We start from the raw sequence: 19929 nt of genomic DNA, 5'->3' as shown, positions 1-19929 counted from the left end.
GAAATTTAATATCGATGCTGCTGGTCTGCCCATGCTGTTCTTTGGCCTCTTGCTTGTCAAAGTTCTTTGATTTACGGCTCTAGCCCCCATACTTGGGTACTGCCTTGATACGCGGTCACTTTGTTCCATGCAGCAAAAGCAGTCTTGGAACCATCATAGGAGTAATCATTGCTCTGATCGAAGTTACTCCAGTTATTTTTTGAAAAACGTCCCTGAATCACGCCCGTTTCTGCTCCGGCTGTCAAACTTCCCGCTCCAGAGGTAAAACTGATCTCCAGGTACGTATCCGCCGTTCCTTTTGCCGGATTCACGTTCACAAACTTTCCTTGCACATTGGCTGTACCCACCACGGCGTAATCACACCAGAAGGTCAGATCCTCTGTGCCATCTTTGGTAAAGTAGTACCGGATTTTCACCGTGCTCAAATCAATAGGCTGTGTGCCTGTGTTCTTCACATTAAACTGGGGGGTTACCGCATTGCTGGAATTCCCGGACCCTCCGCTTCGATACTGCACTTCCAGCGTACCCGTTGACACAGGCGGTCCCGAAGGTGTCAGTACAACCACGTTAGATAACGATTGCCCACTTGCGTTTACGGCAACAACCCGGTAATTATACGAAGTTCCATTAAGCGCTGTCGTGTCCGTGTAGGTCAACACAGTCAGCCCGGTCGCTACATCCGCAAACGTACCATTGGCAGCGGCACGTTGTACCTTATAGCTGGCAGCTCCAGATGCTGCTGTCCATGACAACACCGTTTGATTGTTGCCAGCTGTTCCACTTAAAGTAAGAGCTCCTGGCACAGTTGAACCGGCCTGCGGCGTCCCGAGCACTTGAACAGAAGCTGGCGATTCGCCGGCTGCGTTTACAGCGGTCACCACGTAATAATACGCCTTGCCATTCGTCAATCCTGTGTTGGTGTAAGTCAATCCATTCACACCTGTCGCAACGGTTGTGTACGGGCCACCACTAACCTCGGCACGCTTCACCGTGTATGATACAGCCCCAGCGGAGGCAGTCCAGCTCAGCGTCACCTGATTGTTGCCAGGCGAAGCTTGCACTCCAGTAGGAGCGACTGGCACGGTCACGGGTGTAACACCCGGCTCCTGTCCATATACCTTCACTCCAGCATCATATACAGGAATGTGTGCACTTTTTACCGGAGTTCCTGTCGTCAGGTTCTGGTAGGAAGGATCATTCGCTGGATTCCATGCCCCTTGCGGTCCGGTAATCCGGAACTGAACTTCCTTGCGATAATTCCCCTCTCCGCCTGGATAAATTTTGGTATTACTGAAGTCTGCTGTAACGGCATAGATCCGCTTGGCGGCATCCACGACGACAGGTTGAGAAACGGTTGCACCTTCAGCAGAGGATACTGTGACTTGAACATCGGATACGGTGCGTCCCGCAGCATACACTTCACTCAAATCGAGGAAATATTTGAAGGAAAGCTTATCTCCCATCCGTGCAGGCCAGCCTGAGCGGTTGTTAAGCAATGCACGGATTTCCGTATAATTGGAACCTGATGACCGCACGGCAGCTTCTACAAAGTACTCGTCACCTTTGACTTCAGGAGCAGGGAAATTCGCCAGAGGCTGATGATTCTGTCCATAGAGCAGATTCATCTTGGCGAGTGCACCCGTGAAGCCCGCATTATAATCCGTCGCCACCTCATTGCTCACATAGTCCGAGATATCGTCCGTATATTGATCTGACGCATTTGGTCCTCCCACCATGGCGCCGTATAAAATATGACGATGATTTGCCGGAATATCTTCGTTGTTCATCCATGAACTATGAGCGGTACGATGATGCGGATGCTGTGGCGGATTTTTTCCGTACCCCACAACATAACTGCTCTGACGAGGATTATCACCTAAAATGTAATTCATCTGTGAAGTCGCAAAATTTTGATATCTGGATTTTTTCACAGGGTCACTAACCCAATCGGAGTACACGAATGCAATGAATGCTGCATTGGCTGTATATCGGAGTGAACCCCACTGATCCAGCCACGCCAATCCGCCCGGGGTGTAAGTCACACGCCCTCCATTCGTGCCAACCGTCCAGTAATCGAGATTGCGCTCGGTTGATTGGATGAACTTTGTTGCCTCCGGCATATTCAAACTGGAGGTGATTCGGGCAAGCAGAATCTGGGCGCCGTAATGTTTACTATCCCAGCCCTGTGTCCAGGTATAGGGCCAGTTCGCGGAACCTCCACTTGTAGACCACCGATCTGCAGCTGCCATCGCCTTGGACAAGTAAGCGTTATCATTGGTAGCTAAATAAAGCCATGCTCCGCCCCACGCGAGCTCATCTTCATATCCCGTCCACGAATTATAAAATGCAGCAGCGTCAGTAATACAATCGGTGTATTTTCCCCGATATGTATCTGCAAAGTTGTACAGTTCTTTCGCATGCTGAAGCATCTTCGCCGAGTAGGTTGGATCATCATCTGCAAACACGATGGATGCCGCCGCCAGTGCAGCAGCCGTTTCTGCCGCCAGATCACTTCCCGGACAGGAAGCATCGATCTTGAACGAAGGCCGGTTCATCTGCATCACCTCTGCAGGTCCCCACCAAGCATGATCGATATTGCCACCTCCGACTTGTCCCCATAATTCATTTGGCTTAGTATGCGCTTTCATAAAATAGTCGGTTGCCCACCGGATATTATCTTTGATTTCCTCCAGTTGTCCGGCTTGCTCATAGCCGTCGGCATACTCAACGACAGACCAGGCTAGCATGGTTGCCGAAGCAGCCATTGGAAATCCAAATTTCACATGATCTCCAGCATCATACCAGCCGCCGGTCAGATCGACACCGACATCGGCGCCATCCTGCAGTCCCGAGTCGCCCCGCCATTCAACCCGATTATTGGCAGGCAACGGGCCTGAGCGTTGCGCTTCATAGAAATAAATAGCCTTCTGTAGTGCTTCGGCATAGTTATGATCTCCGGCGGCCGCATCCGCCTGACGTAATCCTGTATTCATAGAAAAGCTCCCTGCGAGAAGTCCTGCCGATAACGTTACCATAGCAACGCGTCTCCACCAGCGCCCTTTCATAAATCATGTTCATCTCCTTTTCTCGAAAGTTCCAGATGAATGCTTCCCAATATTCTGAGTGACCTCGCTCCTCTCCATGGTGGTAACTCGATGTAATTTCCACCATTAATTACCATTATAGTCGTTTGTTTGACTTGAAATATCAACATTGGTGACTTCTGAAATAACATTGTTGTGACTTGATCAGCGTGATATGACAAAAAAGCTGTTTCTACACCGGACATGCCGGGAAGAAACAGCCTTTTTGACGATCTGCTTTTGCATCTATACTTTGAATTTGTTCACTTGTCCCTGCAATTCCTCCGCCATTTTGGATAACAATCCGGCCGAGGAAGCAATCTCTTCCATGGAAGCTAATTGCTCCTCGGTTGCAGCAGATACGTTGTGTACAGAACCCGCAGCTTCCGAAGCAATATTGGAGATTTGACCCACGTAACTTACAACCTCATTGGTGCTAGCTGACATCTCCTCAGAACCGGCAGATACTTCTTGAATCTCACCAGCAACCTTGTTGGCAGCGTCCGAAATCTGTTCGAAGGCTTGACCCGCTGCAGCAACCAGTTCAATGCCGGTTTCTGTTTCATTACTGTTTACTTTTACAGCTTGTACCGCATGATCCGTATCTTGCTGAATCAGTTGTACAATCTGTGTGATCTGCTGTGCAGAAGCGGAGGATTCTTCCGCCAGCTTGCGCACCTCTCCTGCAACGACAGCAAAGCCTCTACCGTGCTCCCCTGCTCTTGCGGCTTCAATCGCTGCATTCAAAGCGAGCAAATTGGTTTGACGGGCGATGTTATTGATCACTTCAGTGATCGTGCCAATCTCGGCAGAACGTTCGCCGAGTCCTGTAACCAGTTCTCTCAAGGAAGCGATGGAGTTACGAACCGATCCCATCTGTTCAACCGCTTGCTGAATGATTTTGTTTCCTTCCGATGATTGATTCGCCGCATCCACAGCGGATACGGATACACTTTGAGCCAGTTCGGCAATCTGTTCTGAACCCAATGCCATCTCATTCATTGCCTGCGAAGAACGCTTCACGATATCCACCTGATTCGATGTTCCTACAGACAATTCTTCCACCGTTTCAGTAATTTGCTCCGAAGCTTTTGCGTTTTGCTCTGCACTCGCGAGAAGTTCTTCGGATGAAGCCGCAACTTGCTCCGATGTTTCCGATACGGATTGAATCATCGAACGCAGATTTTGACTCATTGTATTGAAGGATTCTGCCAGAACACCTAGCTCATCCCGGTTCTTCAATGTAATTGCCTCACCTGTCAGGTCACCTTCAGCAATCGCTGCGGCAGCTTCACTCATCTTTTTAACCGGACGAGAGATCATACTTGCGATGAAAAGTGCAATGAATAAGGATAACAATGTTGCAACAATCGCTACAACTAAAATGATTGTAAATGCGTTCTCAGCAAGTTTAACAGATCCCGCAGAAATTTCTTTCGCCCCCACATTGCCAAGGTCAATTAATTTCATAATATTATCGTTAGCTGTATACCACAATGGATAGGCTGCCGTATGTAGCTTGCTAGACGTTTCATAATCATTTTTGAGACCATATTCGATGAATTCAGGCATTTTTTGCAAATAAGAATCATAATTCGTAGAAAACTGTTCGTACAGTTGCTCTGCTTCAGGATTACCCTTTATTAAAGTAAGCAATTGTTTGCGCTCATCTTCCATTTTAGCAAGCAGTACTTTTAAAGCTTCATTCAGTTTCTCCGTTTCACTTGGGTTCTGTTCTACAATGATGGCTAGTCCCAGTCTTTCGACATCGGATATATCACCGTTCATAATTCCAAGCAAGGTTACACTTGGCATCCAAGTCTTATCAATCTGTCTTGATTTGTCAGCCATCGTAAACACTTGCGTTAGCGTGTACACGCTAACAAAGATAAGCAAAGCCAAAACAATCAAGAAACCGGTTAATAATTTGCCACGAATTGAAAATTTCACTTTCCCCGATGCGTTCCTTCGCATTTTTCCCATGTTCCCACTCCTCCAACTTCCCCCAATAAACTAGTACATCTATATAATATATCGACATAGATATTCTTCGAGTGAATATATGAAATCTTAGTTTTAAGGAAATTTCTCTTAACAATGAAATAAGTATATTTAACAAACCATAATTTCAATTAGTTGATGGAAGTCGATATCCATTGCCTGTGTAAGGTCGTAAATTTTTCAAAAAAACTGGCGAAACTTCTTAATGAGTGTTCCAACCTCAACAAACGAACTATTCGTAAAACAATATCGAAATTTAATATATTTTCGGAATCAAGTAGGACAATTTACTTTCTTTTTGTTAAACTAGTTTGGGGGATCTATCAGTTCTACATAAGAAAGGTGAGATTATGTTTAAAAAATGGTTATGGAGTACAGCCCTGACCTTGGCACTTGTTGTAACAGGAGTCATTGTCTACTACGGATATTCAATCGTTCATTTTGCCAATAGCATTTCGACTGCCGCATCTAGCGATTCGCCTAATTCTAGTAATGCCTCGAACAGTACGGAAAGCTCCGATACACCCAAAGTGGTCATTCCGAAGTGGGACGGCAAAGAGAGAGTAAATATCTTATTAATTGGCGGTGACTCGAGAGGGGATGACGCAGGGCGTTCGGACTCGGTGATGGTCGCTTCAATTGACCCGGTTTCGAAGAAAGCTCACTTATTCTCTGTGCTTCGTGACACTTATGTTGCGATTCCAGGCCATGGGAAAAGCCGTCTTAACGCTGCCTTCTCCTATGGAGGAGCCGAATTAACCAAACAGACGGTTAGCAATCTGCTCGGTATACCGATTCAGCATTATGTCTACACAGACTTCACAGGCTTCATGGCTCTCGTTGATGCGCTGGATGGGATTGATATTGATGTGGAAAAAGATATGTATTACACAAGCAAAGCGGATAAACACATGTATGATATTGATTTGAAAAAAGGGCTGCAACATATGGATGGCAAGACAGCCCTCCAGTATGTCCGTTTCCGGCATGATGCAACCTCCGATTTCACACGTACAGAGCGGCAGCGCATCTTTATGACCGAACTTGCCAAGAAGATGCAGAGCACCACTTCGCTCTTTAAAATCCCTGAGATGCTGGAAGCCATTGCTCCTTATATCAAAACAGATCTGAGCCCGACCCAAATGCTGAAGCTCGCTTCACTCGGCTTTGATATTCGTGTGAACGAGATCGACCAGCAGCAGATTCCACCGAACAAGTTGCTTACAAATGAGCGGGCTGGATCTGCTCAGGTATTAGGTGTGAATGTGCCCAAGCTTCAAGCTTACATTCAGAAGTTATTTGAAGAAGATAACCAGTCTTCCTCTGATAGCTCAGTAACTGGAGAATCAAATGAGGAACTAACACATCATAACTAGTAAAAGGACGGCTTAGGCCGTCTTTTTTTGATTCCTTTTTTCGCCATTTAATGCAGCCTTAATGTTTGGAGGGTAGTCTTATATGATGACCCTGGCTACATAAGGGAGGAATGGAAATGAAAAAGCCGAAAATAGCTGAATGGACCGAACTTCGCGGATTAGCTTTTCTGGCTATCGTCATGCAGCATAACATTGCTGAATACATCTATCGGCCAGATATTGAGCAACCTGATTCCGTGATGCTGACTATGATTTATCATTTGACAAGGTTTGGCACACCTACTTTTGTATTTCTGTCGGGTGTGTTGTTGTTCTATCACCATCGCCATACGAAGCCGGATTATCCCCGCTTCATCGGGAAGCGATTTGGTGATATTTATATGCCTTTCTTCATATGGACGCTCATTTACTGGTTAGCTGTACGTGTGTTTACTCCTACGTTCTGGACTTCCGGTATGCCGGATCCGGGAAGTTTTGTACATGAGTTATTTATACCGCAGACAGGATATCACCTGTGGTTTGTGCTGATGGTGTTCCAATTTTATATCCTGTTTCCTTTATTTCTCGCGGGGGCTCATGCTGTTCGTAAAAGGCTCGATAACCTCAAGCGTTTTACGCCGAAACAGGTGACGTTAACCATCATACTCGTTGCAGCACTATTTTATCTCTGGCTTATGAAATGGTCTTATTATGATATGGCTGACTGGACACAATGGTGGCCAGAGCCCTGGTCTAGCATGCTGGAATATCGTTCATATTCATGGCTCATGTATTGGTTCTACTTTTTCCTTGGCGCGGTATGCGCCTGGACGGTGGAAAGCTGGAGGAATTGGACGATGAGAATGCTCCCTTGCATGATTGCGGTCTTTGTCGCGATGTATATCTGGATGGGGTACGCTGTACTGCGCGGGTCAGAAGATACGATGAACCTCAATATCTCTACGTACCTAAAACCTAGTACGTTCATCAGTATTATGGCTCAGATGTTAATGCTCTACGGTTTCCTTGTTCTGCTACATGGTAAAAACCTATGGTTTCAGCGTCTTCTCACTTGGATTGGACGCTACTCCTTCGGCGGTTATCTAGTCCATGCCTTGGTGATTTATGCCATCGCATATGTTACCAGACCATTACACCTTAGCGGGTGGCATCTGCCTGTAACGATAATCTCATTCATAGTCACCGTTGTGACCGCTCTTGGCATTAGCTGGACACTGTCTAAATTGCCAGGCTCTCGATTCATGGTTGGATTGACACGTAGCAAGGCTCGGCAAGCTTCTGCTTTTAGTGATCCATTAGCGGGTTCTGGAAGACGCACCCCGAATCAAAATTCGCCCCTTAGGCCCTCAGACGTGTAAAACAAACAAAGAGCGTGCTCTCCTGCGGAGGACGCTCTTGAATTTTTTCCTCATCTTGCTCAGTAGATCAGTCATCTTGTTCTATGAAGTTGATCATTTCACTTCGGTTGAGGTGGATCGGCCAGGCACGTGTCCCGGATGAACTGGAATGGAATGACTGTGCCGTTTTTGATGAACGAACCTTTGCAGATCACCTGTTAATTGTTCTTTTAACTGATTCACCAGCTGTGTTTCACTGATGCCCTTCGCTTGCGCAATTTCAACCAAAGACTTACCCGCATGCAGTTGTTCTTGCAATTGTTCAGGTGTAATCCCGATATATTTCGCTATTGCCCCTTTATCTACCATCGTATGTTTTCCATGGTGCGTAAATTCACGTCGTAATTCGGCAAGCGGGGTATTCACTACTTTTTTTAACTTCACATCCATATTTGCTTTCGCTGCTGCAGCTTGTTCCTTGGTGAGACAACCTTCTTTCACGGCCAAATCCAAGCGCTCTGACAGCGTGGGCTTTAATTTTTGCAGTAACTGTTCCTCACTGAATCCTTTGCGTTCCTTCGCGATCTGGGTTAAGGTCTTGCCAAGTTGCATCTGCTGCTTCAAATCACGGAGTCCAATTCCGAGTAAATCGGCTGTTTCTCCGATCATAAACAGACCATGGCCTGCCTGCATACAAGGCTTTTGGTTTCCACCGGCAGATTCAGCCAGGTTTTCATCTTGCTGCTCCGCAGGAGAAGCGGGATCAGCTAAAGCCATCTGGCCTGGTGCAACAGCAAAAATGATAACAGCCGCGCTGGCAGCCAGCCATGATTTCCAATTTATCTTCATTCTTTATCCACCTTTCTTTGTCTCGATATCCTCTGCCTTCTTAGTCTGAACCCAAATTGCAACTTTTTATGCTATAAAATCCAAAATGTCTTCAAATTTCTCACAAATGATCACAAAAAATCCTATTTTTTTCAACTAACTTAAGCTATACTGTATTTAACTTCTTGATCTTACTGCATATTCCAACATTTAATGCAGGAGGGACGTTTTCATATCATGCATCGAGAATGGCTAGATCCGTATATGCTTGACGTGAAGGCCGTGTTTGATTCCGTTAAAGAGCGTCTTCGGCAATACCCTGATTCACTGGCAGGGCATGCGCTTGAACAACTCCGTTTGCTCAACCCCTTCAGGGGAGATCCGGGACACAGTTGCATCGGTTACATCACTCCGCTATGGATGCAGTACACAGAGGGACTCCCCTCCGATCAAGCTCATCAGCTTAGCACAGCTTGCCTGTTACACATGATGTATTTTCTTAATCTGGATGATGTCATGGATGAGCCAACTGAGGATGCGGTGCTGAAGTTATCTCTGGGGAATCTTTGCTATGTGGATGCCCTTCAAGTCTATAACGCATTATTTGAACCCTCTTCTGTCTTCTGGAACCATTTCAGACACGTTATTCAGGACTGGGCAGTAAGCGTAAATGGTGAATTACGTGTGGATTATTTTCAGCATAACCCACTTCTCATCGCCCAGAAAGCTTCACCAACGCAATTAGGAGTCATTGGTTCCTTGATTTTACTAGAGCAACCGGCTCGAATCTCTTCGGTCTGCGGTGCACTGAATATCGTTCTCATGACTCTACAGATGACAGATGACTTTACAGACACGAAAATGGATGCTGTAAACGGCAACTACAATAGCTACCTCTCTCACCTATCCACAGCTCTCCAACAGGAATATCCGACGAGTCATGTACTTAACGAATCTATACACCACAATGTCTATAACTCACAACTGATGAACAGTTATGCAGACGTAGCTCAACACTTCAATGACATCATTACATCTTCTAACTTGGAGTTTCCACAATTCATTGCCCTGAATTCTTATCTGTGCAACTCATTGGTACAAGCAATTCAGGAAATAGAACAACGTAAAAAAAGACTTTACCGAGGTGGGTTTCACTACTGGATCAGCGAACCACAATCCGGGCCTTCTAATACGGGACAAGCCGATTCAGTTTAATTTAAATATGAAGGGAATGTTGACGATGATGGTGTCAGAAAAAACGTTGCATGAGGATATTATTGAGAAAGCTTGGACAGATGAACACTTCAGACAACAACTCCATTCTAATCCTAAGCAGGCACTTCGCGAGGCGTTTGGTATTACGATTCCTGATCATATCAAGATTCGCACAGTCGAGGAGCAACAAAATGATTATGTTCTGGTCATTCCACCTAACCCTTCCAAAGTCAATTATGACGTCAATTGCGGACCGTGGAGATCGTTTTAATCTTAGCTAAATAAAAAAATCAGGGGTAGAACATTAAACTGGATATCCTCCCCGAGTCCATCATTTAACGAACTCGGGAAAAGATACAACAGCTTCTGTTCCTACCCCTTTTGTACTTGTAAAACTGATCTGTCCATTCATCGCTTCCACGATGCGGAAGGTAACCATCATACCTAGCCCAGTGCCTTTGATTTTATTAGAGAAATACGGTTCTCCCAGTCGGGACAAGGCTTCCTCACTCATCCCTTCACCATTATCTCTGACATGCACTTTAACTTTGCCATCCTGTGAGTATGCCCAGATATCAATCTGACCTTGTCCTCCCTGAAACGCCTCAATACTATTTTTAATAATGTTGATAAAGGCCTGCTTGAACTTCGAAGAATTTCCACGAATATAAATATTAGGCGGGATATCCGTTGTAATTTTTCCACCTTCCAGATTGGCCATCGGTACCAGTATACCTTCGATATGATCAAATTCATCTGAAATATTCAATGAAATAATGTGATCAAATTCCGGTTTTGCAAAAGTCAGAAAATCCGTAATAATACCGGAAGCCCGGTCGAGTTCTTCCAATGCAATACGTACATATCCTTTGTTCTTGTTATCTTCCTGCTCTGTCATAAGTTGAAGAAACCCTCTCGTCACCTGAAGCGGGTTACGCACCTCGTGAGCAACTGAAGCGGCAAGTTCGCTAATTATTTCCATTTTTTCAGATCGCTGCAACTCGTTGTTGAATAGTTCCAGTTCCTTGGAGTACTCTAACACTTTGTTATGTTTTTCAGCAAACCGGCTACCAAGAATAGCAATCAATGAGATGACAAATGCAACCATCGACCACTTCCACCAGAGCAGGTGATATGCCCCGCTTCGCTGATAGTACCAAAGAAGTTCCATGACACTAATCAACGAAAAGGTGCCGAAACCAACTGCTAACAGGATCGCTTCACGGTTACGTTGTAGCGCCCGGGCTATCGTACCAACCAGCAGGATGGTCAGCACAATAACCAGTATAAAGCCCACCACATGCTGTACAAGAAGACTGTACAATAGATCCCATTGCCCACCCGATACTACATATACAAACAATGAAAACACAGAAACGATGGAATAGGCCCATTGAGCCTTCCTTAATTTGGTGAATATCCCGTGTACACCGGGGCCAATAACTTGTTCAAAGAAATAACAAAGTGCTGGCATGCCGAGTAACATGGCCAAATCAAACAGAATAGAATACAGGTCCCCATACACTTGATAGAAAGTGTACAAGAATTGAGAATAAGTGATCACCATTGTCCCGATGGAACCCATCACGACACACAGTGATATCCATAGTCCTTTATGAAACTGACCCAGAAAAAATGTGCAACTCAGCATAATAAGCGAGGTAAATACAAAAGTTGAACCCAAAATGATATCCATTAACCCATTATGGAGATACTTCTCCTGCAACATGGCATATGGCCCGACCTGGACATCACCTTGAATGCCCAACCATCCTCTCTCATTTTGCGCCCAAACATAGAGTGTATTACCCGAATTTTCTGCAGATAGCGGTAAAAAAACGGCATTATTGTCGTAATTATAATGGTAATTCTCATATACTTTCCGATCTTCAAGATAGATCACAATATGAGTGCCTTTAATATTTTCGAAACGAATCGCTGAACTTCCGTCATGCAAACGGGGAATTGTCAAACGTGTCCACAAAGAACCTGATGGTTCTTTCGTACTGTCTACAATTCGCTCAACACTACGTTTCTCCCATATTTCATCCTGGCCCATAACCTCACTAATGAAGCCCTGATCTCCAGCGTTCCCCCATTTCACTTCCCATCCTGTAATGGCTACAGGCTGCCGAATCTCTTCTGGTGCGGCAAGCACGAGTCCATGCGGCATACACAGAATCGTGCATATCGTCATCCACAAGATGATAATAGCTTTGGGCACATTTCTCATTCACAGCACCTCAAAGTTTTTATTTTCGCTTCTTCATTTCTCCCTCACCCTATCAATTCGCCACCGTTTATCATGTCACCTTCTTACACAAATTTAAAATTCACATATAAGTAGATTTATAGTCTTTTTTCCATTTTATTGTTATAAAAGCCGTTAATTTCGCAAGTCCTCAAACTGGTTTTCGATCATTTCACGTTCCTTCTGTTCCACTTTCGTACGAAACTCCAACCACTGCTCCGTTTCTTCATCATCGTAAATGGTCCATATATCAGAGAACAAAAAATCACGTAACTGAACAACCTGTCCAGACCATATACCGCCAACCCAGAACAATCCATCCGGACGACGAATGACTGTACGAGAAAATCCGGGTGTGGACGCTTTCTGTCCGATCCGAATACGTGTGATCATATTGCCTAATGTGTACCAGTCCACGTTGCACCCCTCCTTGAGTAGTCATGCTTCATCATAACATAGGAAAAACAAGAAATGCTGGAAAAACGGCTGGCACGATTCAATCCAGTGGATCATGTGTAATGGTTTTTCAAAGCAAAACTCACTTAAACAAGGAGATGATTATGATGAATGAGCCTCATCGCACGGTAGAAGTTGAACATAAGGATGTACAACACAAATCGGATTCAAGTATGGTCGCCTCTACATTTATTAAATATGCCGCATATATCATTATCTTTTTCGGATTTCTCTACTTCCTTGTGAAATATGTATTCCCGAAATTTTAATGAATTCCTGACATAATCTGGTCTGTTTACGGGGACAATATCATGCTTGGAATGACGATAAAATGCTGAAATGATGGCATTACTTTGTTTGAATTCGTTGTACTATAAAAAAGTTATGAAAGGAAGTGCTGATGATGTCTGATAAACCCATTAGCAACGTGGAAAGTGAACGCTATTATGACCGTTACCAGAGGTCCCGTGATATTCCGCCTGAAACCGAAGTACCCGAAGGCGACATGGATACCTTTGATGAAGTTTCTGGACGCCGCATTGAAATAGAGATGGAAGATTCGGAGCTTCCACCTGCATCTGCTGTAGACGAAGAAGGTTTGGAATCCCGCTTGGCGGAAACTCCACTGGAATCCGTACCCGATGCAGATCTGGTGCAACCGGGCAGCCCGGTTGATCCTGCCGCACCCGACCCCGATGCCCTGCATGGTACAGATCTGTTAAACGGAGCTGGAGCTGACGCTAAACCACAGCAGAATATCTTGCCTCCGCGTTAGTAGATGTCTTATTTTGCTTATTCTGATAATAGGAGGTGCTGACATGACCAAAAACAATGAGGAAGAACAGGTTAAAGAAAATAAGAACCTTGTTACCGAGCGGGATATCGATCCTGATTTTGGCCTCTTTACAGAAGATTCTTTCCCTGATGCACTGGAAGATGAAGATCAGCGCGATGCGGTCAAACATGCCATTCCCGACGAACAGACCTCCGAGTAAACCTCATGAACTGATTTGCAGATCGGCATGCGTAAACGTTGCGCTGAATGTAATAAAGTGATGCTGGAAACCCCCTCAACAAGGGGTTTCTTTTATTTTCTCTTCAAAGCTTGCTCTAGCTTACACAGAAAAGAAGATGACAATTGCATTTCCAGCGTCATCTTCTTCCCATATTTATAACGTTTCCTTCAAAAACCTGAATCCAAAATCTATAGCTAAACGCAGTTCTCTCCAGTTCACCATTGCCATTGCAAGGGTCACTTCTCCACTGGCTTAGCCACTCCGGGGAGCTTGTGCTCCAATCTGGACCACTTGACCACAATAGCAGTAGCCAGAAGCGCAAGGCCATTAATGATAAATATCCAGCGAATCGGCAGCCAACCGCCAAGGACACCGCCGATAATCGGCCCTGCCATCGTTCCGATCTGGGCTGCGGACTGGTTCAGACTAAATGCACGTCCCCGAAATGCCGGTTCAGTCACCTGTACAATCATCGCATTGATCGCAGGAAACACGGCCGCAAAAAAGAGTCCGTAGACAAATCTCAAGATGCCAAATGCAACGTAACCTGTTGTAAAAAACTGCAACAGATTGCCCACCGCGCCGCCAATGAGTCCGATTACCAGCACTTTTCCAAAACCGATCCTTGATCCAAGCTTGCCCCAGCGCGGAGCCATAATGACCGTCGCAACCCCTACCGCCGAGAAAATAATCCCTGAGCTTAAGGAAGCCCGATCAGGCTGAACTCCCATCTCCATGACATATACCGTTAATAGCGGCTCCAGAATCATGACAGAAAAAGTACAGATGCCCATCATACCAAGCACGGTGACAAACACACGATTCGCTCTCGCTTCACGGATATCATCCATAACATGCGAACGTGCCTTGTTACGATTAAAATTCTCTTCCTTGACCCAGAAGGTTGCAATGATTGCGGACACCAGCACGACTATCGCCGAAAATAGAAACGCACTGCGGTTGCCATAATAGTGGCTGACAAACCCGCCGATCAGTGGACCGATAATCCCCCCTGTAGCTCCAGCAGTGGACATAATCCCCAAAGCATATCCAGTCTTCTCTTCAGGTGTGTTCGTGCCCACAAGAGCAATCGCCGCAGGAACAAATCCGGCAAGCAATCCTTGGAGCAGTCGAACCACAATCAGTGAATACGGATCTTGTACAAAAAAATTAATCAGATACAGGACAGCCAAGCTGTACCCTGAACGAATTAACATCGGCTTGCGCCCATATTTATCGGCTAATGATCCCCAGAAGGGTGATACAAGAGCGCTTGCAAGAAAAGTAATACCAAAAGAAAGTCCTGACCAGAATTCCAGATGATTGCGAACACCCAGATCACTGCTTAGAAATAAGGGAAGAAACGGAATCGAAATGGAATACGCCGTACTGCAAAAAAAGACACCGATCCATAAAATGATCAGATTACGCTTCCACGAGAAGTTCATATACCCGCCCGTCCTTTCCGTAACTGACGCCGGGACTGCCGTGTTTGGAGCGGACGGATCAGACCCGTACGTCCCCCTGATGCGGAAGCATTTTCCTTATTTTACACCCATGCTCTCATGATGACCATCCCCAGTTCACCGAATTAACATGGCTTGCATTGCCATTCTGAGCCAAGAAACGGTATGATAGTTGAAGAATTCACCAAACTATATTGGATGAAACTCGTTATAACAACGAACCAAGGAGGAACATATTCATGTCTTTACGGTGGAAAAAAACAACCGCAGTCTCGCTTGTGTTTGCGATGCTGTTGATCGTTATGAGCGGATGCGTACGCCCGGCAAGCAATGCTACGCAAACTCCGGTTCCAGCACCACCAGAGGGTGCTAATCCTGTAGCCACGATTGAGATGCAGAACGGACAGAAGATCGTCATTGAGTTGTATCCTGAGATTGCCCCCAATACGGTGTACAATTTCATCTCCCTGGCGAACAAAGGCTTTTATGATGGCCTGATCTTCCATCGGGTTATTCCGGGCTTTATGATTCAAGGCGGTGATCCGAACGGCAATGGTTCAGGCGGACCAGGTTATGCGATCAAAGGTGAATTCACCTCTAACGGTCATAAAAACCATCTGAAGCATACCCGTGGGATACTCTCCATGGCACGCAAATCTGACAATCTCGATTCTGCCGGATCTCAGTTCTTCATTATGCTGGCTGATGCTGATTATTTGGATAACTCTTATGCGACTTTTGGTAAAGTGACCGAAGGAATGGACGTAGTTGATGGAATTGCAGCACAGCAAATTGGCGAAGGTGACAAGCCGGTTACGGACCAAGTCATGAAGAAAGTAACCGTTGATACACACGGACTGGAATATCCAGAACCTGTGAAGATTACAGAGGAGAAGAAGTAACCCTCTTCTAAGAACAAACAAAAGCTCTGTTCTGTGCATTTGGCGCAGAGCAGAGCTTATTTAATGATAACGTTTACATAAGTAACTGGATCAAAAACTCTTTTTCGGTCTCGGATAACAACTCAATGTATCCATCCCAATAAATTCAGCCACCCGATAACCGCAATCCACAGTGGGAAACTAAAAGCCATCCCCCATGCAAGCCCTTTCAACAAACTACGGTTTGCCTCCATGAACAACGACTCCTTTCTTCAGGGAATAGTCGTAGTATCGGTACCATTATATGGTTTTATACCTGTCTTCATTCGCCGTGACCTGCCCTTTTTCCTGCATGTGCTCTGCAACTTCATGGAATGCGCAACACGAACCTGATATACTATGACTACAATAATGATATGGATGATGATTCATGTTTTTGAAAGGAGATTTTCCAAGTGGCTAAATCTAAAAGACGTACTCCAGCACCCAAGGCTCAGAATCAAAATCAGGACCAACCGACCACGCTGAAAGATTTACTGAGCAGTGATGTGCTCGAGAAACTGAAAGCGCAAGCTGACGAAGCCAAAGCTGCTGAAGCACAGCGCAAAGAGCAGGAGCGTTTACAGGCAGAGGAAGCTCGTAAGGCGGAACAGAAGCGCCGGGACAATGACTTTGAGTATCTGCTGAACAATAGCTCCATGGACTGGAAGAAACATAAGTAACCAAGAGATGAAGTGGTCACACCAAGCTGTCCATACATCCTATGATACAAGTTATACGAATGAAACGTATGAAGCTAATCTTACTTCATGAGATTATTTTCATACTATAATTTCTGAACAAAGCAGGGCCCAGATGGGGCCCTGTTTTTAATATGAGCACATATGATTCACCTCCCCCATGTCGGGTATTTAGAAGTAGAGTGTTCAAGGACAATTCATACATGGAGGGATCAATGAATGGCTGAACAACGTTTGGAAGGTAAAGTAGCAATTGTTACTGGAGGCGGCTCCGGTATTGGTCAGGCCTCTGCCATTCGATTCGCCGAGCAAGGGGCCAAAGTATACATGTTAGATCGTACACCCGAGAACGCAGAGGAAACGAAACAGATCATCGAAAAAGCCGGTGGCGAAGTTTATGTGATTGAATGTGATATCTCCAAGCCGGAACATGTAGAGAAAGCCATCAACCAGGCGGCAACCGAAGCAGGCAAGCTGGATATCGTTTTTGCTAATGCAGGAATTAATGGCGCCATGGCTCCAATTGAAACGATGAAAATCGAAGATTGGGATCAGACGATGGAGATTAACATGCGTGGCACGTTTGCAACCGTGAAGTATGCCATCCCTCATCTGAAAGAGCGCGGCGGCAGTATTATCATTACGAGTTCCATTAATGGCAACCGGGTATTCTCCGGCATCGGATTTTCTGCATACGCTTCCAGCAAAGCAGGTCAAACGGCTTTCACCAAAATGGCGGCACTGGAGCTAGCTCGTTACAAGATTCGTGTCAACGCCGTTTGTCCAGGAGCGATTGATACCAATATTGATGACAATACGTATACATCAGATGATCTGAAAGATGTTCAGATTCCAGTGGAGTTTCCTGAGGGGCATGAGCACCCACTCAAAGGCGAACCAGGAACATCGGAGCAAGTCGCCAATCTGGTACTGTTCCTCGCTTCAGATGAAGCCTCACATGTAACAGGCACACGAATCTACGTGGATGGTGCCGAATCCCTTCTGCGTGGATGAGCTATTTATTTACACGCCCACTCCGATGACAGAAATATAACAAACCCGCAAATTTTCTGGATGATCAGAATGTTTGCGGGTTATCTTAATTAAAACTCGGATTCAGGAAACTTAGTTTTTGGAATACGTCTGCGGCTGCTTTTCCTTTTTGCCACTGATACGTTTCAGCCACTCAGGAATCGCAAAGAGCATAAGGTACAACAAGGAGAATAACACCAGAGCCAGAATCTCTTCTCCGAGAATGTAGACCGGATAAGGCCCAAGCATATCTAACACAGACGGTGTGCCCGGTTTATGTCTCAGGAACATATAATTCGCATCGAGCAACACATCCAAACCGTATACCATGAGCGCAGCAATGTTTACAAATATCATGGAGCCTGCAACAGATCTCCATCCAGGACGAAGTTGTTCCACCCAAGTCATATAGAGAAGAGCAAGAATGATCATCGCATGTGCAACAAAGAATTGAATGAAGCGGAAATGAGCAAAAGCATAACCAAGATTCGGCGTAATTATAGCCATCAGAGCACCTGCAATACCTGAAAAAAGCAAGGCAGAAAATAACCATTTTTGGCGTGTCAGTAATAACAACGCTGATAATAATAACGACAGACTGCACAGCTCCAGCGGTAGCGATGTCTGCAGACTCCAAATTCCTCCATACACATACCAGATTTGCAGTACAATCTCACAACTTACCATGAATCCTGCCAAACCGATGCGTACGGTCATGCCTGAACGTTCAGACATGAAACGAAGACGATGCCTAAAAAGAAATAACAGAATAACAAGTACAAAAATAATGATCATCGATGCAATATGTGAAGTCGAGAATGCCGCAAAAGGCTCTGCATCATACGGGTCAAGCCAAGGTGGATAGGCCATGCCTTTTCTTCTCTCCTTTTCCGGTTAACAGAGGTAACTTCTTATAACGCGATTGGTAACTTTTTTCATTCTGCCACTGATCACTATACCTGTCCAGCTTCATTCAAATAAGTATTGTATTTTAAATATCTTTATGTTAAGATAAAACCAAGAAATAAACATACAAAAAGTTAGTAACTTTAATATTGAATTGATACTAGTCGAACTTAACTCCTTACCCTGACTTGTTATTTAAAACATTAGCGATCTAGTACATTTAAGGAACGTTCATAAGACTTCAACTTTATCTCTATCTAGGAGGAACATATTATGTTAATCAAAGGACTTCACCACGTATCCGCGCTTACCGCGCATGCCGATCAAAACTACCGTTTCTATACGGACATCATGGGCCTTCGTCTGATCAAAAAAACGGTCAATCAGGATGACGTTTCGGTCTATCACCTGTTCTATGGAGATGAGAAAGGAAATCCCGGCACAGAGCTCACCTTCTTCGAAATTCCAATGGCTGGACGCACACGTGAAGGTGTAAACAGCATCTCTGCCACCTCACTTCGTGTGCCAAGTGATGCAGCTCTTGCGTATTGGGCACAGCGCTTCGATGAATATGAAGTAACTCACGGCGAGATTGTGCAACGTGGAGGCCGTGCAACACTGGCATTTACAGACTTTGAAGGTATGCGGCTGATTCTCGTTTCTGATGAACATAACTCGGGTGTCGCCGGGGGTAAACCTTGGGATCGAAGCCCTGTGCCAGCGGAGTATGGCATCATTGGACTCGGCCCAATTCATCTGACTGTGCGGGATGCGTCACTCACTACACCTGTTCTCACCGAATTGCTTGGGTTTAGAGCAAAAGGCAGCTACCCCGCGTTTACTCCAGGTCAACCTGATGTACTTGTGTTTGAATCTGGTGAAGGTGGTAGCGGTTCAGAAGTTCATTTGGAGGAACGCAATGATCTGGAGCAAGAACGGCCAGGACGCGGCAGTGTTCACCACGTGGCCTTCCGTGTAGACAATGAGGAAGAATTAAGACAATGGGTTGACCGAGTACATCAGTTCCGATTCCCAAGCTCCGGTTTTGTAGATCGCTTCTACTTCCGTTCCCTGTACTTCCGTGAAGCTAACGGCATTCTGTTTGAGCTTGCGACAGATGGCCCGGGATTTGATACGGACGAGGACTTCGCCACACTTGGAGAATCACTGGCGTTACCTCCATTCCTGGAAGGACGCCGTGCTGAGATCGAAGCAAACCTGAAACCGCTGGATACCATGATCCGCTAATATTCGTGACTATCGGGTAAGTCAGCATTGAATTTTCAATGAAATGAAAATAAAACGATGATCACCACACAACTCTGTATTCAAAACTTGAGT

Annotated in this window: 18 protein-coding genes; 11 read left to right on the top strand and 7 right to left on the bottom strand. The window is 45.4% G+C overall.

The features are described 5' to 3' along the window. Positions 1-71: 71 nt before the first annotated feature. Positions 72-2993 (bottom strand): glycoside hydrolase family 9 protein, encoded by a 2922-nt coding sequence (locus ACT89M_RS05905; protein WP_308722399.1) that lies wholly within the window; start codon positions 2991-2993, stop codon positions 72-74. Between the two features lie 336 nt (positions 2994-3329). After that, entirely contained in the window at positions 3330-5066 is a 1737-nt protein-coding gene (locus ACT89M_RS05900) for a methyl-accepting chemotaxis protein (RefSeq protein ID WP_308722398.1), read from the bottom strand. A 368-nt stretch (positions 5067-5434) separates the two neighbouring features. On the opposite strand from ACT89M_RS05900, the gene ACT89M_RS05895 reads away from it, so the two are divergent. After that, positions 5435-6460, top strand: coding sequence for an LCP family protein (locus tag ACT89M_RS05895; RefSeq protein ID WP_487345061.1), 1026 nt, complete (start codon positions 5435-5437; stop codon positions 6458-6460). Between the two features lie 116 nt (positions 6461-6576). Then, positions 6577-7818 carry an acyltransferase gene (locus ACT89M_RS05890; RefSeq protein ID WP_487345060.1) on the top strand — a complete coding sequence of 414 codons (1242 nt, stop codon included), beginning with the start codon at positions 6577-6579 and terminating at the stop codon, positions 7816-7818. 93 nt (positions 7819-7911) lie between these two features. On the opposite strand, the gene ACT89M_RS05885 is transcribed toward ACT89M_RS05890, so the two are convergent. Next, entirely contained in the window at positions 7912-8646 is a 735-nt protein-coding gene (locus tag ACT89M_RS05885) for a hypothetical protein (protein WP_487345059.1), read from the bottom strand. Positions 8647-8862: 216 nt separating this feature from the next. On the opposite strand from ACT89M_RS05885, the gene ACT89M_RS05880 reads away from it, so the two are divergent. Both ACT89M_RS05880 and ACT89M_RS05875 read left to right on the top strand, forming a co-directional pair. Then, a complete protein-coding gene (locus ACT89M_RS05880) occupies positions 8863-9840 on the top strand; it encodes a hypothetical protein (protein WP_487345058.1) in 978 nt (325 codons plus the stop codon). Between the two features lie 25 nt (positions 9841-9865). Further along, positions 9866-10111: an NHLP leader peptide family RiPP precursor gene (locus tag ACT89M_RS05875; RefSeq protein WP_123063138.1), complete on the top strand. Its 246-nt coding sequence runs from the start codon at positions 9866-9868 to the stop codon at positions 10109-10111. Positions 10112-10171: 60 nt separating this feature from the next. Here the strand turns inward: ACT89M_RS05875 and ACT89M_RS05870 are convergent, their stop codons facing one another. Beyond that, positions 10172-12073, bottom strand: a complete 1902-nt coding sequence (locus tag ACT89M_RS05870; protein WP_154890760.1) for a sensor histidine kinase — start codon at positions 12071-12073, stop codon at positions 10172-10174. A gap of 153 nt (positions 12074-12226) precedes the next feature. Further along, positions 12227-12508: a hypothetical protein gene (locus ACT89M_RS05865; protein ID WP_090917871.1), complete on the bottom strand. Its 282-nt coding sequence runs from the start codon at positions 12506-12508 to the stop codon at positions 12227-12229. A 143-nt stretch (positions 12509-12651) separates the two neighbouring features. Between ACT89M_RS05865 and ACT89M_RS05860 the strand changes: the two genes are divergently transcribed. The 3 genes from ACT89M_RS05860 to ACT89M_RS05850 all read left to right on the top strand — a co-directional run bounded on the left by ACT89M_RS05860 (position 12652) and on the right by ACT89M_RS05850 (position 13542). Continuing rightward, positions 12652-12816 (top strand): hypothetical protein, encoded by a 165-nt coding sequence (locus ACT89M_RS05860; RefSeq protein WP_167433721.1) that lies wholly within the window; start codon positions 12652-12654, stop codon positions 12814-12816. Positions 12817-12947: 131 nt separating this feature from the next. Continuing rightward, positions 12948-13322 (top strand): hypothetical protein, encoded by a 375-nt coding sequence (locus ACT89M_RS05855; protein ID WP_154960558.1) that lies wholly within the window; start codon positions 12948-12950, stop codon positions 13320-13322. 43 nt (positions 13323-13365) lie between these two features. After that, on the top strand, positions 13366-13542 hold the full coding sequence (locus ACT89M_RS05850; protein WP_186809741.1) for a hypothetical protein: 177 nt from the start codon (positions 13366-13368) through the stop codon (positions 13540-13542). 257 nt (positions 13543-13799) lie between these two features. Here the strand turns inward: ACT89M_RS05850 and ACT89M_RS05845 are convergent, their stop codons facing one another. After that, complete coding sequence (locus tag ACT89M_RS05845; protein ID WP_487345302.1) at positions 13800-15092, bottom strand: MFS transporter; 1293 nt, start codon at positions 15090-15092, stop codon at positions 13800-13802. A gap of 176 nt (positions 15093-15268) precedes the next feature. Between ACT89M_RS05845 and ACT89M_RS05840 the strand changes: the two genes are divergently transcribed. From ACT89M_RS05840 to ACT89M_RS05830, 3 genes are all read left to right on the top strand, one after another. Continuing rightward, positions 15269-15931, top strand: a complete 663-nt coding sequence (locus tag ACT89M_RS05840) for a peptidylprolyl isomerase (RefSeq protein WP_154960560.1) — start codon at positions 15269-15271, stop codon at positions 15929-15931. 434 nt (positions 15932-16365) lie between these two features. Beyond that, positions 16366-16632 carry a YqkE family protein gene (locus ACT89M_RS05835; protein ID WP_090917861.1) on the top strand — a complete coding sequence of 89 codons (267 nt, stop codon included), beginning with the start codon at positions 16366-16368 and terminating at the stop codon, positions 16630-16632. A 237-nt stretch (positions 16633-16869) separates the two neighbouring features. Further along, a complete protein-coding gene (locus tag ACT89M_RS05830; protein ID WP_487345057.1) occupies positions 16870-17664 on the top strand; it encodes an SDR family oxidoreductase in 795 nt (264 codons plus the stop codon). A gap of 111 nt (positions 17665-17775) precedes the next feature. On the opposite strand, the gene ACT89M_RS05825 is transcribed toward ACT89M_RS05830, so the two are convergent. After that, positions 17776-18552 carry a YwaF family protein gene (locus tag ACT89M_RS05825; RefSeq protein ID WP_487345056.1) on the bottom strand — a complete coding sequence of 259 codons (777 nt, stop codon included), beginning with the start codon at positions 18550-18552 and terminating at the stop codon, positions 17776-17778. Positions 18553-18861: 309 nt separating this feature from the next. Here ACT89M_RS05825 and ACT89M_RS05820 point away from each other — a divergent pair, with 309 nt between their 5' ends. Next, on the top strand, positions 18862-19836 hold the full coding sequence (locus ACT89M_RS05820; protein WP_253496602.1) for a ring-cleaving dioxygenase: 975 nt from the start codon (positions 18862-18864) through the stop codon (positions 19834-19836). Positions 19837-19929: the final 93 nt, after the last annotated feature.

It is taken from the genome of Paenibacillus sp. NN59, assembly GCF_057597225.1.
Note: the sequence above shows the minus strand (reverse complement) of the source record. Positions and strands in the feature narration are given on the sequence as shown.